Below are 14379 nucleotides of genomic sequence, written 5' to 3'. Positions count from 1 at the left end.
TTTCGCCGCTTATATGGAAACAAAAGCCAAAATTAAAAAGAAGATCGTCCGTATTGTAATAACACTTGCGGGTATACTGTTGTTAAAGGGATGCTTCTCCTGGAGCCACCGCTTCAGCGATGTATACTTCCATAGGTGGTATAGCAGTATCAGTATGGTGTTCAGACAGTTAACAGGTATAGTACCATTCAGTGTCGGGGACGTAATATATACCGCCTGGATTGTAAGCGCCCTATTTTTTTTGTTAAAACTATGTTATAAACTCATACGGATGGAATGGCTGAACGCTGGTTTACTCACCTTGCGCGGCATTCACACATTACTGAGCCTATACCTGGCCTTCCTGGTCCTCTGGGGTTTTAACTACGACCGTAACTCCCTGCTGCGTGATACCGGCATCATTACCGGACCTTACAATACTCAACAGCTCTATCAGTTGTCCGATACCCTGCTGCGGCTCACCAACGCCGAAAAACAACGCCTGGGCGATACGCTGGGCATTACCCCGGCCGACAACCGCCAGCCCCTGTTCGACAAGGCGGCAACTGCCTACCGCATTGCCGCCGAACGTTGGCCCGCTTTCCGTTATAAGTCGCCCTGCGTGAAAAAAGCCCTCTTCGGCGAATGGCTCAACTATCCCGGCGTTACCGGCTACCTCAATCCCTTTACCCTGGAAGCGCAGGTGAATACAACCGTGCCCGCCGTATTGCAACCCATTATTACCTGCCATGAAATTGCCCATCAGCTGGGCTATGCGCCGGAGGAAGATGCCAATTTTGTAGGTTATCTGGCTGCTACCAGTATGGAGGATAGCCATTTCCGTTATGCGGCCAATTTCGATATGTTCCTCTACAGTGTACGCCAGCTGGCGGTAAGGGATACCTCACTGGCAAAAAACATCTGGCGCCAGGCCCTCCCCGGTGTAAAAGCGGACTATAAAAACATCATTACTTTCTACGAGAAGTATACAGGTAAGGTAGATGATTATTCTACGCTGTTATACGACCAGTACCTTAAAGCCAACAAACAAACGAAAGGTATCCGCAGCTATAGTGAAGTAACCGGATGGCTGATCGCCTGGTTTAAAATACGCTGATCATGATTAGTTCATCATCAGCACGTTCACGCTGCGTTGCAGGATATTAAACGCTATCTCGGCCATCAGGTTCTCCCGGTCCAGTGTCGGGTTTACCTCCGTGATCTCGAAACAGCAGATTTTACGGTGCTGCATAAACTTGGCAATCAGGTCTTCTGCTTCACGCTCCCTTAAACCATTGCTCACCGGGGTACCGGTACCCTTGGAAATGGAGGCGTCCAGGCTGTCCACGTCAAATGATACGTAGATATAATCGCAGTCGCTCAGGTAGCGGAATACGGAACGGGAGATATTTTCCGGTCCTTTACGGCGTACTTCATTGGTGGTGATCACCTTCATGCCGTACTGCTTGATCAGGTAATCTTCTTCTTTTTCATAATCCCTCAGGGAGATGAACACAATATCTTCCGGTAATACTTTCGGAGCGATTTTACCGATATTTTTCAGGGCATTCCACATACCGGTAGTCTGCTCGTCCAGCTCATGTACCTTACAATCCAGGTTATCTTCTGCAATAGCGGTAGCCAGCGGCATCCCGTGCATATTGCCGGAAGGGGTGGTGTAGGGGGTGTGCAGATCGGCATGGGCATCAATCCAGATCACGCCCAGCTTGGATTTGGGATGCGCCATTTTCAGACCGGCAATAGTGGCGCCGGCGGTACTGTGGTCGCCGGATAATAATACGGGGAACCAGTTGGCTTTTACTGTTTCACAAACACTTTTGCTGATACGTTCGTACATGTTCACAGTACCCTTGATTCTTTTGGCATAGGGAGATTCAATGGGTTCAAAAAGGAGTTTGTTCTCCGTTTCAATGGCTTCGGTAGGAAAGTGTACAAAAAAGTTGCTCATAAAGTCCAATGCCGCTATCTTGATCGCATCCACTCCCAGGCTCGCGCCACGGGTACCTGCCCCTATTTCCGACTTGACTTCTATTATTTTAATGTTCTTCATAAAGTTCTCATTACCGGCAAGCTACAGGATTTTGGGAGAACACCCAAAGCAGCGCACCAGGCAATGGTGAAAAAAGGACATATATTGTATGAACCAAATCCAATAGGGTGGTGATATCCTCGCATTTTATTCAAAAATTGCCGCGTTATGGTTGACAACGTTGAATTTTCCGGGCGGCATTTTTTTACGTCCTGATTTATAAATAATTTGGATTTATCACTATTCTTTTTAAACAACAACTAAAACCATGGACTTTCAACTTACGGAAGAGCATCTTATGATTCAAAAGGCTGCGCGTGATTTCGCCCAAACGGAACTGTTACCGGGGGTGATAGAACGCGATGAGCTACAGAAGTTTCCGGCAGAACAGATTAAAAAACTGGGCGAACTGGGTTTTCTGGGCATGATGGTAGACCCTAAATATGGCGGCGCAGGCCTGGATACCATCTCCTATGTGCTGGCGATGGAAGAAATATCGAAGGTAGATGCCTCCGCCTCCGTGGTGATGAGTGTAAATAACTCCCTGGTTTGCTGGGGATTGGAAGCCTACGGCACAGAAGAACAGAAACAAAAATACCTGGTGCCCCTGGCTAAAGGCGAAATTATCGGCGCTTTCCTGCTGAGCGAGCCGGAAGCCGGTTCCGACGCTACCTCCCAGCGCACCACGGCAGAAGATAAAGGTGACCACTACCTGCTCAACGGTACCAAAAACTGGATCACCAACGGTAACTCCGCCAGCGTATACCTGGTGATGGCCCAAACCCACCCGGAAAAAGGCAGCAAAGGTATCAACGCCCTCATCGTGGAAAAAAACAGCCCCGGTGTAACCGTAGGCGCCAAAGAAAATAAACTGGGCATCCGCGGCAGCGATACCCACAGCATCATGTTCCAGGATGTGGTAGTACCCAAAGAAAACAGAATCGGTGAAGATGGCTTCGGCTTCAAATTCGCCATGAAAACACTGGGCGGCGGCCGTATCGGCATCGCGTCCCAGGCGCTGGGCATCGCCAGCGGCGCTTATGAACTGGCCGTGAAATACTCCAAAGAAAGAAAAGCATTCGGCAAAGAGATATCCCAACACCAGGCCATCCAGTTTAAACTGGCAGATATGGCTACCAGAATCGAGGCGTCCCGCCTGCTCTGCCTCAAGGCGGCGTGGGAAAAAGATCAACACCTCGATTATACGCTCAGCGGGTCTATGGCTAAAGTGTTCTCCTCTGAAACAGCGATGTGGGTAACCACAGAAGCGGTGCAGGTACACGGCGGCTACGGCTACGTGAAAGAGTATCACGTTGAACGCCTCATGCGCGATGCCAAGATCACCCAGATCTACGAAGGTACTTCTGAAGTACAACGTATCGTGATCAGCCGCTCCATCCTGGCGTAATCATCACCAAATATTTCACAGCTGCCCCGGGCCAACACCCGGGGCGCTTTATTTTACAATAGCATTGCGTACTTTTGCGGGATGGCTATCAACATCAATGCTTATCAGGCGGTACTGTCCCAATTAAAGCCCTTTTCTGCCCAACTGGTGGCGGTTTCCAAAACCAAACCCCTGGAAGATATCGAGGCTTTTTATGCAGCGGGACAACGCATCTTCGGTGAAAACTACGTACAGGAGCTCGTGGAAAAACAAGCCGCACTGCCGGCTGATATACAATGGCATTTTATAGGGCACCTCCAGTCCAATAAAGTCAAATACCTGGCTCCTTTTGTACACACCATCCATGCGGTAGACAGCCTGAAACTGCTGCAGGAAATCAATAAGCAGGCGGCCAAACACCAACGGGTGATCAACTGCCTCTTACAGGTTCACATCGCAGCGGAAGAAACAAAGTTCGGCATGGATGAGCAGGAGTTACAGCAACTGCTCTCCTGGTGGAACAACCACCAATCTGAACTGACGCACGTCCGCATCGCCGGCTTGATGGGCATGGCCACCAATACCGATAATGAAACACAGGTCCGCCAAGAGTTCCACCAGCTCCACCAGTTATTCGGGTCTGTTAAAACCACTTTTTTTAACACACAGGATTATTTCAGGGAACTATCCATCGGCATGAGCGCTGATTATACCATCGCGCTGGAGGAGGGCAGCACCATGGTACGCATCGGCAGCCTGCTGTTTGGAGAAAGGAACTACAATCAGTAAAACTTATGAAACAACTTTGGATCTACTGCCTCGCAGGTATCGGTTTCACCGCCTGCAATACGGGCCATGCAAAAAAAGAACTCACCCCGGGTACCTGGCAGGCCAGCCTGCACCGCCCCGATGGCGCAGATATCGTCTTTAACTTCCTGGTAAAGGAAGATACCACCGGCAAAAAAGTACTCTATGTACTCAATGCAACGGATAAACTGCTGGTAGACGATGTAAAAGTGACCGGCGATTCCGTATTCATCAAAATGCCTTTCTTCGATTCAGATTTCAAAGCCCGCTTTACAACGGGCGGTAGCCTCGAAGGACAATGGACCCGGCACCTGGCGGATAAGGACGTGTCTGTTCCGTTTTCGGCAAAACCCAACACGGCGGAGCGTTTCCCTAAAGGCGCTGCACCCACGCAACAGGTCACCGGCCGCTGGGTAACTACCTTCGTGGATAAAGACAATAAAACCAGTAACGCCATTGGTGAATTCAAACAAATGGGCGACCTGGTATACGGCACTTTCCTCACCACCACGGGCGACTACCGCTTCCTGGATGGTAACATGGACGGTGATACGCTCCGCCTCTCCACATTCGACGGTTCTCATGCCTACCTCTTCAAAGCCGTGGTGAAAAAAGACAGCATCGTCAACGGCCGCTTCTTTGCCGGTATCGGTGACCATGTGGAAGACTGGTCCGCAGTGAAAAATGATACGGCCAAACTCCCGGATGAACGCACTATCGCCACCATGAAACCAGGCCAGTCAAAACTCGATTTTGCCTTCCCCGATCTCAACGGTAATAAAGTCAGCATCAACGACGACCGTTTCAAAAATAAAGTGGTGGTAATTACCCTCATGGGTTCGTGGTGCCCCAACTGTATGGACGAAACCGGCTTCCTCAGCGATTGGTACGAGAAAAACAAAGGCCGGGGCGTGGAAGTTATCGGACTGGCATATGAACGCACGCCTGACTTCGAAAAATCTAAAAAGGCACTCACCGGTTTTCTCCACCGTTTTAAGGTACAATATCCTGTGCTGGTGACCGGTGTAACGCCCGGAGATCCCGAAAAAGGAGAGAAGACCCTGCCGCAGCTCACCGGTATCAAAGGATTTCCCACTACCATTTTCATCGACAAAAAAGGAAATGTAAAAGAAGTACATACCGGCTTCTCCGGACCAGGCACCGGCGAACATTATGAACAATTCAAAGCAGATTTCGAAAGACTGATCAGCCAGTTACTCGAATCCTGATAATTAAGGATATAAAAGCGCAAATCCTTCCTGGTACACCGTTATCAGGAAGGATTTGACTTTTTAAGAAAATTTATTTTTTCATCTCTTTCAAAAAGTATTGAAAAATTAAAAAACTTGCCTATTTTACTGCTCCGTTTGACTTTATGAATTCCATTATCTAACACGCTTGTCCAATCCACCTCCGGAACAATGTCAATCCTGAGATTGTTCCGGTAGGTAAACTAAGGGCCTCCACGTTTGCTTTTATAAATTCCACGTCTTTTCTTTCACGCTATCTTAACATTTGCCGGGGCCGGTATGGCCTGATATTTGAAAATCTTGCTTCAACTGCGCAGGTTTAAACCACGCACGCGCTTTTTTTGTTAAACCACATAAAATCTACACATTATGTCTACTACCAAATTTTTAGCAGGAGCAATTGCAGGGTTAACTACCGGGATCGTTATTGGCATGTTAACAGCCCCTGAAAGTGGCGACAATACCCGCAGGAAAATCAGGCATACTGCGGATGACTGGCGTAACAAAATTAATGGCATGGTAAATCGCGGTGGAGAAGACCTGTCAGACCTCAAAGAAGTGTTCGAAAAAGAAATTGAAGGCCTTCAGGATGATACACGCGAACGTGTATTAAGACTGATCAACAAAGCACAGGGAAAATACAATCGTTTTAAAAGAGAAGCCCTTTCATAGTATTCTGATATTTCGATATTTGGATATTTAAATGCGGAAGCCCTGCATTTTAAATATCCAAATATCAAAATAAATAAATAGCAAAATCAGCCGATGATTTCTCCCGTTTCCATATAGTTCTTGAAACGTTTAATGTCCCGGTCAATCATGTTTTCAAACGCCGGATTAAACAGCCAGGCCAGGCCACTACCCATATAACCTGCCGGCGGACGATAAGAAATCATTACATCTATTTCAGTGCCGCCGTTCATCGTTTCCTGGAAGGTAACACGGCCAGCCGTAGCGATAGACGATCCGGGTAAAGACCGCCAGCCCAGCATTTCACCCGGTATCTCTTTCACAATTTCAGCATCCCATTCCAGGGTGCCGATACCCCCGGGGCCTTTCACTACCCAGTGAGAATGCAAGGGATCTATTTCTTCCACTACTTTCAGATGTTTCATGAATACCGGCAGATTACTTAACTGCCGCCAGAAATAATACACCTCCTCTTTGGGATTGTCTATCTTCAGGGAAGTACGGATATTGATAGAAGCAGTGTGTTTGTCGGGTTTTCTCCTGCCCAGCAATCCGTTAATCAGGTCATTGCCGGAAATGCCACGGTACAACAGGTAACCGGCGCCCAGCAGCTTTAGCAGGCTGCCTGCCGGCCTTTTGTCTACCTTGCTGATAGCACTGCCCAACAGCCACGCACCTGTGAAAATAGATACAATCCTGCCCTCCGGAGTTACATTGATGATGTTAGAGCCTTCATATAGCGGTCCTGCTTTAGGTGGTACATGACCATTTGATATATTTCTCATTAGATACAGTTTGGGGTAAAAGAGCGAAAACCCTGCAACTTTTGCCGGAACCACATAATTATATAATAAACAAATAACTAAATATTAAATTTTACTTTAAATACCTGTGGCGCAATGGATACGGTGCGTAAATAATTACACACTTATCGTCACATTACTCATAAGTCGCATTCAATACTTCACCTATATCTTTTCTGCGGTAACAGCTGGCTGCCTGTTTGCATTTCTCTTACCGATAGCCTATCTTAACCGACCAAATCACTGAACACATGAAAAAAATACTGACCACGTTATTGTTACTCTCCGGCCTTTATGCTTCGGCACAAAAAGAAGTAGCTCCCAATAAATGGCTGAAACTCTTTAATGGCAAGGATTTGAAAGATTGGGACATCAAAATAACCGGCTATGAGCTCAACGATAACTTTGGTAATACCTTCCGCGTAAAAGATGGCTACCTCACCGTTGCCTACGATAAATACGATGAGTTTAAAGAACGCTTCGGACATATTTTTTATAAAAAGAATTTTTCTGCCTACCTGGTAGTAGCAGAATACCGTTTTACCGGCGATCAGGTGAAAGGCGGTCCGGGATGGGCTTTCCGCAACAGCGGTATCATGCTGCATGGCCAGCCGGCAGCTACCATGACCAAAGACCAGGATTTTCCTATCTCCCTGGAAGAACAACTCCTGGGCGGCAATGGCAAAGATCCCAGAACAACGGCCAACCTGTGTACACCAGGCACCAATGTGGTGATGAACGGTAAACTGATTACGGATCACTGCATCAGCTCTACCTCCAAAACCTATCATGGCGACCAATGGGTGCATGTAGAAGCACTGGTACTGCGTGATTCTGTAATCAAACACATTGTGGAAGGAGATACCGTACTCACTTTCAATAAACCGCAGATCGGCGGTGGTAACGTGTTACACGCCAATCCCGCTGTGAAGCAGGATGGAAAACTGCTCACAGAAGGTTCTATCTCCCTGCAAAGTGAAAGTCACCCGGTGCAGTTCCGTAAAGTGGAACTGTTTGATTTATCACCTTACATCAATGACCCGGTGAAACTCAACAAAATATTGCACCTGCTGCAACAGCGGAACAAAGGCCACAAATAAATCTTTTGATACCTGTGGCCCCGGTGGCCGGGGCGGTTTCGGCCGTCTCGGCGGGATACAACCGGCAACCGCCAGGGCAGCGGCTATCAGCGTTAATCCGCACCGGTAATAGACACGTTTTACTACCATTGTTATAGTCGTTTTTCATTATACGAGGGGCAAGAACTATTCCCGATTAAGGAAAAAATGAAAATTCCAAGGCTAATTTTTTACAGCTTTAGGCTACCTTTGGCCCCTCGAAAAAAATAGCATGGAAAATTGTACCCTCTACACACATGAGGTAGATATGGGGAAGGTGTTGACACGCATGCGTGCGAATTTTGATGCATCTGCCCTGAAAGTAAACGGACAGGAAGAACACTGGGAGAGTATTACCGTAGTTTCAAAAAAGAGACGTCTCAGGAAAGGGAATACCATTACAATTACTTACCGGCAACGGGCAGTGCCTGGTTACACCCTGGAACACAGCGATGAACCAGTCGTCGTCAATCTTCACGGCATGTATGCCTTCGTGCAACAAATAGATGCCGATAACCAGGAGCTGAAAGACAGACTGCTGGCAAAAATTCCGACCATCAATACTGAAATAGCCATTAAGGCAGAACCCTCGTTTAACGGGGATCTTCGCTCTGCTGTAATGGAACTGGCCTACGAACTGGATGCTTTCTTTTTCTCCGAAGGCAACGTCATCTTCAATACCGACGTACAAGGCTTCTGGGATAAAACAGGCGCCCTGCTCCTCGATGTAAACGGCCACTCTACCGCTACCAACCTCGCTGTCAACATCGAAACAAAATATTTCGATAGCCAGCTGCCTCCATCCGCAGAAGCACTGGAAAGAAAAGCCCGCAGCCTGCAGCAGTTACAGGCCATGGGCGTCCGCTCCAGCGCTATGCTGCCGGCAATCGCCGACGAAAGCACGGCTGTGATCCGCTCTGCAGCTGAAGTAGCACAAAGGGTAGCGATCCTTACTGCTATCAACACCGTCGCTTTTGGGTATCTCTCCGGAACAGATATCATCAGCTATCTGCAAAAAAATCAACTGTGGGAACATACCACCCCGGCGGAGAAGGCATTCCTCCACAATCCTACGGAAGAACAGAAAAAGAAGGAGACCTGGAAATGTGAAGGAATCTGGGTGTTGCTGTGGGCGCTCAACTTATTGCCTGAATTGGGATACATGACGGACCTCTGCAATATGGACCTCATACCGGAAGAAATATTTCCTTTCCGTGGCCTGTCCGGAAATCCGGCTGTATTCTTCGAAAAAGCAACCACCCTGCGTTCAACCCCGGAAATACTGGATGCCAACGATCTGTATTACCGTGCCCACTGGTCCTGCGTGGATGCCCGCCTGAAAAATGAAGAAGCACCGGTACACCCGGGCGTAGTATACGAAAGGCATTATGCGCTCAACTGGCTGATCAGCTACCGTAATCAACCCTGGGATGAAGTGACATGCGACACCTGAGGGATTTAGGAATTTCTTGATTTATGATTTTTTGATTTTGAGGATGATAAAAAGCGAAGACCGAAGCAATTATGAATTTGCTTCGGTCTTCGCTTTTTAAATCAATATCTGCGCTTCGGTCTTTTTGTTTATCAATCCCGAAATCAAAAAATCGTAAATCAAAAAATCCCTAAATGTTTTTGAGCATCAGTTGCCGGATGTATTTCACCGGCGCGCTGCCATAGCTCAGGAATTTTTCATGGAATGCTTTCAGGCTGTAATCTTTGCCCATCTTCTGTTTGTAGGCTTCCCGAAGATCAATGATTTCTTTGTAACCGGTATAGTAGCTGGTCAGCTGTACACTGGTTACACTTACTCTTTTCCATTTTCCTTCTGCTTCGGCCTGTTGCTGGAAGGCTTGTTTGGTCAGCAGCTGGATAGCTTCTTCACGGCTCATGTTTTTAGCATGTACGCTGTAATCGAGGATCGTGTTGCATACCGCACGCAGGTTCCATTTGTACCACATCAGCCACATTTCCGGCTCATTATTGCCATAGCCGTTTTCCAGCATCATCTGTTCAGTATACACCGCCCAGCCTTCAATCATCGCGCCGTTGCCCATCAGGGATTTAATCAGGCTGGGAGATTGATTGGCATATACCAGCTGGGTATAGTGACCGGGAATCGCTTCGTGGATGTCCAGTATCTGCAGGATATAGTGATTGTATTCACGCAGATAACTTTCTGCTTTATCCTTAGGCCATCCTTCCAGGCTGCCTACGTTGTAGTAGGTGTTGCCGCCTTTATCGTAGGGGCCGGGAGCGCTGATAGATGCACCGGCTACACCAGCCATATAAGCAGGTTCTTTACGTACTACCAGCGGTTTGGTAGGATCAATATATAACAGGTCTTTTTCCTTGATGAAAGCAATCAGCTCAGGCAGTTGTTTTTCGATGGCTGATTGAAACGCTTCCGGTTTTACGTGTTTGATGGACAGGGTGTCGATCATGCGGCTGATCAGCTGCAGCGAATCGGTGGGTACCGGTTGGCTGCCGAAATATTTAGGCCACAGTTCACGGCTGATTTTGGCCATCTGACCATGTACATATGCTTTACGCGCTACCGCAGAATCGTAGATCTGTGAAGCGGTAAAAGAAGATTGGATACCGTAGTTAAATTTCTGGTCGTATAATGGTTGACCAAGACGGAAACTGCGCGGGTTAGCCGGTTTCAGCGTTTTTAACCAGGCGGCGTAATCCTTGATAGCTTTGGCAGCTGTTTGTGCGCGGGCTATCATGGTTTTCTTTTCATCGGCGCCGATGCTGGTTTTTTGCAGGGAGTCGGCAAAATCTTTCTCGAAAATGGACAAACCACCATTGTTCTGATCTACAGCCAGGGAGGTGAGTTCAGGTACCGGGTCCTTGATTTGTTTTTTGGCGGCTTCATAATAAGCGGGTACATTACCCAGTTTAGCGGAGAAGCTGCGCAGCCTGGATTCCAGCGGCTCGTAGTTTTCGTTGAGAATGAAGGCAAAGGTATTGCTCACATTAAAGGAGGAAGGGTCCCACTCATTGCTTTTCAGGTCTTTAATGCCCCATTGTACGGATTTCAGATAGTTTTCTATCAAATGATAGTCTATCTGGTTGGCATCGGATAATTTACTCAGTTCATAGCTTTTGAGGGAGTCCAGCTGCCGTTGTGCAAAAGCAAGGCTGGCTTGTGCGGCGGCGCTATCGGGTACAATCAGCACGCTGTCATACTTATGATAGCCTACGCTGGTGGCCCAATCCGGGTTTTCTTTCCAAAGCTGGTCGATAAAATGTTCCTGGTAGGCGCCGAATGCTTTGTTGAGCACACTGTCCGCCTGCCCGCCGCCCTGGGTGCTGTTGCCGTTGTTACAGGCAATCATCGCCGCAGCCGCAGTGGCGCAAAGAAGTATTTTTCTCATGATGGGAGGATTTTGTTGATTGTCGGACCTAATATAAATAATTTTACCAAACGGGCATTCCCATATATTACCTATGGTATTTTCTCCGCTGTTATTTCCGCTGCAATCTCCTGAAATCAGCGAAATCAGTACTAATCATGCCCTTCTGTGGTTCCATCAGCGAAATCATTTGTAAATCAAATCTATCAGCGTTATCTTTGCAGCTCATTCTTAAAAAAAGATAAAACCTTGCGCCATGTAATCTCACAGGCATATTAAACTTTCTGCTTTCGCCGTTCCGCTCCGGAACAGGCCTGTGAATTTTTTTGTCTAACCCGGTTACAGAAAACGTTTACGATAAGCTTTTTGCAGATATACCCATCCACAAAAACCGCTTCTCATTCGTAATTCGTAACTCGTAATTCGTAATTTTCATTATATGGCGATTTCTCAAAAATATGGCCGTACCTATCATTATCCGTTCTCACCGGGAACTACCAGCGATGACCGTATTCAGCATGACTACTGGGACTGGCTGGTAAACATACCGCAGTTGATACATACGGAAAAACTCGACGGAGAGAACAACTGTCTTTCCCGTTATGGCGTGTTTGCGCGCTCCCATGTGGCGCCTACTACCTCTCCGTGGACAGAAAGCATCCGCCGTTACTGGCAAAGTATCCGGCATGATTTGGGTGACCTGGAAATTTTCCTGGAAAACCTGTATGCCGTGCATTCTATTGAATACAAAAACCTGGATCACCATTTTTATGTGTTTGGTATCCGGGAGCACGATCGCTGGCTAAGCTGGGAAGAAACCCGCTTTTACGCTGCTATGCTGGACTTACCGACAGTGCCGGTGATCGGTGTAATAACGCCGCCGGCTACACGGCAGGACTTTGAAAGAGACACGCTGTCGCTCGTAAATGGCCGCGGAGCCTTTGACCCACATGATGCTTTTAGCGGCCAGCCGACCATCATGGAAGGCATCGTATCACGTAATGCTGCCGGTTATCCGGTGAGCGAATTTTCACGCAACGTGTTTAAGTATGTCCGTAAAGGGCATGTGAAAACAGATGAACACTGGACCCGCCACTGGCGCCGGGCCCGGTTAAATTACGAAGGAGGTAACTATGTGGCAGATTACAGATCATAAAGACTGGGCATCCCTGGAACGGCAGTTCGAATGGGTACGGGTAATGGCATCCGTACCCCAGGATGCACGTCACCATGCGGAGGGTAACGTGGCCGTACATACGCAGATGGTATTGCAGCAACTGCAACAACTACCGGTTTACCAGGAGCTGACGCCGCAGGAGCAGGAAATCCTGTGGGCTGCTGCATTATTGCATGATGTGGAGAAATACTCCACTACCGTACACGAGCCCGATGGTCGGATCACTTCCGCCGGTCACGCCCGCAAAGGGGAGATGCGTGCCCGCCAGATCCTCTATCGTGACATTCCAACACCGTTCCATATCCGCGAGGAAATTGCTAAACTGGTCAGGTACCACGGCCTGCCGTTGTGGGTGTTCGATAAAAAAGACCCGCAAAAGGCAGTGATCACAGCGAGCCTGGAGGTCAATACCCGGCTGCTGACCATGCTGGCCCGCGCCGATGCTTTGGGCCGCATTTGCGATGATCAGGCAGATCTGTTGTACCGGTTGGACTGCTTTGAGGAGCTATGCCGGGAAAACCAATGTTGGGGACAGCCCCGCGCTTTTGCCAATGCTGCTGCCAGGATGAACTACCTGTTGAAGGAAGACGTATCGCCGGACTATGTGCCTTATGAACAACCAAAAACACAGGTGGTGATGATGAGCGGACTACCAGGCGCCGGTAAAGACACCTGGGTGCAACAGCATTATAAGGAATGGCCGGTCATCTCCCTGGATGATATCAGAAGGGCCATGAAAATAGCGCCTACCGATAAAAGCGGTAATGGCACCGTGATACAGGCCGCCAAAGAACAGGCGCGGGAATACCTGCGTAAAGGCCGTTCCTTCGTTTGGAATGCTACCAACATCACACGGCAAATGCGGGAACAACTCAGCAGCCTGTTCTTTACCTATCAGGCTGCGGTAACCATTGTATATGTGGAAGTGCCGGCGGCACGGCTGTTGCAGCAAAACAACCGGCGCGAACATATTGTGCCGGCTGCTGCTATGGAAAGACTGATCAGCAAACTGGAGGTGCCCTCCATCACAGAAGCGCACGAGGTGATTTACCAGGTGCGCTAAAAATAGTATGGGTGAAAAATTATGGATTGATTATCTTGGCGGCGCTTGTGAGATATATCCATGTTTTTTACCCATATTGTTTTTAATAAGATTATAGGGCCAACCATTTGACAACGTATGCAGGAGACTCCTTTTTCGTTGGAGGAATTTGAATTGTTGTTTAAGGAACATTTCAAACCATTAGCCCTGCTGGCATATAGTGTGGTGAAAGACAAGGATGTCGCCAAAGACGTAGTACAGGAGTTCTTCGTGAAATTCTGGGAAACGCAACACACTATACAATTAAGAGGACCTTTTGAACTTTATGCTGCCCGTGCGGTAAAGAACAGAAGTCTGAATTATATTGCCCGGCAGGAAGTACAGGACAAACACCAGCAGCTTTTCGCCGCCTTGGCGCCGGATAATCCGGATAACAGCCATGCGCACAGGGAGCAGTTTTATCAGCGACTGTCGCATGCAATTGATTGTATGCCGGAGCAGCGCCGTCGTGTATTTCTGATGAGCGCCGCCGGTAATAAAAAGTATGCGGACATCGCCCGGGAACTGAATATCTCTGTCAATACCGTTAAGTTTCATATCAAAGCGGCCTATGTTTTTTTGCGGAATGAAGCTTTTTTACCGCTATGGATCAGCGTTTTGCTGACAGTATTCCATTTTTTTGAAAAATTTTCCCAATAGTACCTACCCTTTTTTAAA

13 protein-coding genes are annotated in these 14379 nt (G+C 48.0%); 10 read left to right on the top strand and 3 right to left on the bottom strand.

The window, feature by feature from the left end:
• Positions 1 to 13: 13 nt before the first annotated feature.
• On the top strand, positions 14 to 1096 hold the full coding sequence (locus ICL07_RS16355; protein ID WP_188089098.1) for a DUF3810 domain-containing protein: 1083 nt from the start codon (positions 14 to 16) through the stop codon (positions 1094 to 1096).
• 6 nt (positions 1097 to 1102) lie between these two features.
• Here the strand turns inward: ICL07_RS16355 and ICL07_RS16350 are convergent, their stop codons facing one another.
• Positions 1103 to 2050: an arginase gene (locus tag ICL07_RS16350; protein WP_188089097.1), complete on the bottom strand. Its 948-nt coding sequence runs from the start codon at positions 2048 to 2050 to the stop codon at positions 1103 to 1105.
• A gap of 247 nt (positions 2051 to 2297) precedes the next feature.
• Here ICL07_RS16350 and ICL07_RS16345 point away from each other — a divergent pair, with 247 nt between their 5' ends.
• The 4 genes from ICL07_RS16345 to ICL07_RS16330 all read left to right on the top strand — a co-directional run bounded on the left by ICL07_RS16345 (position 2298) and on the right by ICL07_RS16330 (position 6145).
• Entirely contained in the window at positions 2298 to 3437 is a 1140-nt protein-coding gene (locus ICL07_RS16345) for an acyl-CoA dehydrogenase (protein WP_188089096.1), read from the top strand.
• An 81-nt stretch (positions 3438 to 3518) separates the two neighbouring features.
• Entirely contained in the window at positions 3519 to 4205 is a 687-nt protein-coding gene (locus ICL07_RS16340) for a YggS family pyridoxal phosphate-dependent enzyme (protein ID WP_188089095.1), read from the top strand.
• Positions 4206 to 4210: 5 nt separating this feature from the next.
• A complete protein-coding gene (locus ICL07_RS16335) occupies positions 4211 to 5452 on the top strand; it encodes a TlpA disulfide reductase family protein (RefSeq protein ID WP_188089094.1) in 1242 nt (413 codons plus the stop codon).
• Between the two features lie 390 nt (positions 5453 to 5842).
• Positions 5843 to 6145 carry a YtxH domain-containing protein gene (locus ICL07_RS16330; RefSeq protein ID WP_188089093.1) on the top strand — a complete coding sequence of 101 codons (303 nt, stop codon included), beginning with the start codon at positions 5843 to 5845 and terminating at the stop codon, positions 6143 to 6145.
• Between the two features lie 86 nt (positions 6146 to 6231).
• On the opposite strand, the gene ICL07_RS16325 is transcribed toward ICL07_RS16330, so the two are convergent.
• Positions 6232 to 6948: an SRPBCC family protein gene (locus ICL07_RS16325; protein WP_188089092.1), complete on the bottom strand. Its 717-nt coding sequence runs from the start codon at positions 6946 to 6948 to the stop codon at positions 6232 to 6234.
• 269 nt (positions 6949 to 7217) lie between these two features.
• On the opposite strand from ICL07_RS16325, the gene ICL07_RS16320 reads away from it, so the two are divergent.
• Positions 7218 to 8066 (top strand): 3-keto-disaccharide hydrolase, encoded by an 849-nt coding sequence (locus ICL07_RS16320; RefSeq protein ID WP_188089091.1) that lies wholly within the window; start codon positions 7218 to 7220, stop codon positions 8064 to 8066.
• A 250-nt stretch (positions 8067 to 8316) separates the two neighbouring features.
• Complete coding sequence (locus ICL07_RS16315; protein WP_188089090.1) at positions 8317 to 9537, top strand: DUF4272 domain-containing protein; 1221 nt, start codon at positions 8317 to 8319, stop codon at positions 9535 to 9537.
• Between the two features lie 169 nt (positions 9538 to 9706).
• Here the strand turns inward: ICL07_RS16315 and ICL07_RS16310 are convergent, their stop codons facing one another.
• Entirely contained in the window at positions 9707 to 11464 is a 1758-nt protein-coding gene (locus tag ICL07_RS16310) for a DUF885 domain-containing protein (protein WP_223151952.1), read from the bottom strand.
• Positions 11465 to 11882: 418 nt separating this feature from the next.
• On the opposite strand from ICL07_RS16310, the gene ICL07_RS16305 reads away from it, so the two are divergent.
• The 3 genes from ICL07_RS16305 (at position 11883) to ICL07_RS16295 (ending at position 14361) form a co-directional block, all read left to right on the top strand.
• The gene (locus tag ICL07_RS16305) at positions 11883 to 12599 is read left to right on the top strand and encodes an RNA ligase family protein (protein WP_188089089.1); all 717 of its coding nucleotides are present in this window, start codon (positions 11883 to 11885) and stop codon (positions 12597 to 12599) included.
• Entirely contained in the window at positions 12577 to 13683 is a 1107-nt protein-coding gene (locus tag ICL07_RS16300) for an AAA family ATPase (protein WP_188089088.1), read from the top strand. The genes ICL07_RS16305 and ICL07_RS16300 overlap by 23 nt, the downstream gene beginning before the upstream one ends.
• 117 nt (positions 13684 to 13800) lie before the next feature.
• Positions 13801 to 14361 carry an RNA polymerase sigma-70 factor gene (locus ICL07_RS16295; RefSeq protein WP_188089087.1) on the top strand — a complete coding sequence of 187 codons (561 nt, stop codon included), beginning with the start codon at positions 13801 to 13803 and terminating at the stop codon, positions 14359 to 14361.
• Positions 14362 to 14379: the final 18 nt, after the last annotated feature.

The organism is Chitinophaga qingshengii (assembly GCF_014529935.1).
Lineage (GTDB): Bacteria > Bacteroidota > Bacteroidia > Chitinophagales > Chitinophagaceae > Chitinophaga > Chitinophaga qingshengii.
The sequence above is the reverse complement of the archived record's forward strand: the minus strand, read 5'-3'. Positions and strand labels throughout refer to the sequence as shown.

Bases quoted from the DNA above. Each gene is read 5' to 3' on its own strand.
- ICL07_RS16350 (WP_188089097.1), bottom strand. From the start codon at position 2,050: ATGAAGAACATTAAAATAATAGAAGTCAAGTCGGAAATAGGGGCAGGT.
- ICL07_RS16315 (WP_188089090.1), top strand. From the start codon at position 8,317: ATGGAAAATTGTACCCTCTACACACATGAGGTAGATATGGGGAAGGTG.
- ICL07_RS16325 (WP_188089092.1), bottom strand. From the start codon at position 6,948: ATGAGAAATATATCAAATGGTCATGTACCACCTAAAGCAGGACCGCTA.
- ICL07_RS16320 (WP_188089091.1), top strand. From the start codon at position 7,218: ATGAAAAAAATACTGACCACGTTATTGTTACTCTCCGGCCTTTATGCT.
- ICL07_RS16330 (WP_188089093.1), top strand. From the start codon at position 5,843: ATGTCTACTACCAAATTTTTAGCAGGAGCAATTGCAGGGTTAACTACC.
- ICL07_RS16295 (WP_188089087.1), top strand. From the start codon at position 13,801: ATGCAGGAGACTCCTTTTTCGTTGGAGGAATTTGAATTGTTGTTTAAG.
- ICL07_RS16335 (WP_188089094.1), top strand. From the start codon at position 4,211: ATGAAACAACTTTGGATCTACTGCCTCGCAGGTATCGGTTTCACCGCC.
- ICL07_RS16305 (WP_188089089.1), top strand. From the start codon at position 11,883: ATGGCGATTTCTCAAAAATATGGCCGTACCTATCATTATCCGTTCTCA.
- ICL07_RS16355 (WP_188089098.1), top strand. From the start codon at position 14: ATGGAAACAAAAGCCAAAATTAAAAAGAAGATCGTCCGTATTGTAATA.
- ICL07_RS16300 (WP_188089088.1), top strand. From the start codon at position 12,577: ATGTGGCAGATTACAGATCATAAAGACTGGGCATCCCTGGAACGGCAG.
- ICL07_RS16345 (WP_188089096.1), top strand. From the start codon at position 2,298: ATGGACTTTCAACTTACGGAAGAGCATCTTATGATTCAAAAGGCTGCG.
- ICL07_RS16310 (WP_223151952.1), bottom strand. From the start codon at position 11,464: ATGAGAAAAATACTTCTTTGCGCCACTGCGGCTGCGGCGATGATTGCC.
- ICL07_RS16340 (WP_188089095.1), top strand. From the start codon at position 3,519: ATGGCTATCAACATCAATGCTTATCAGGCGGTACTGTCCCAATTAAAG.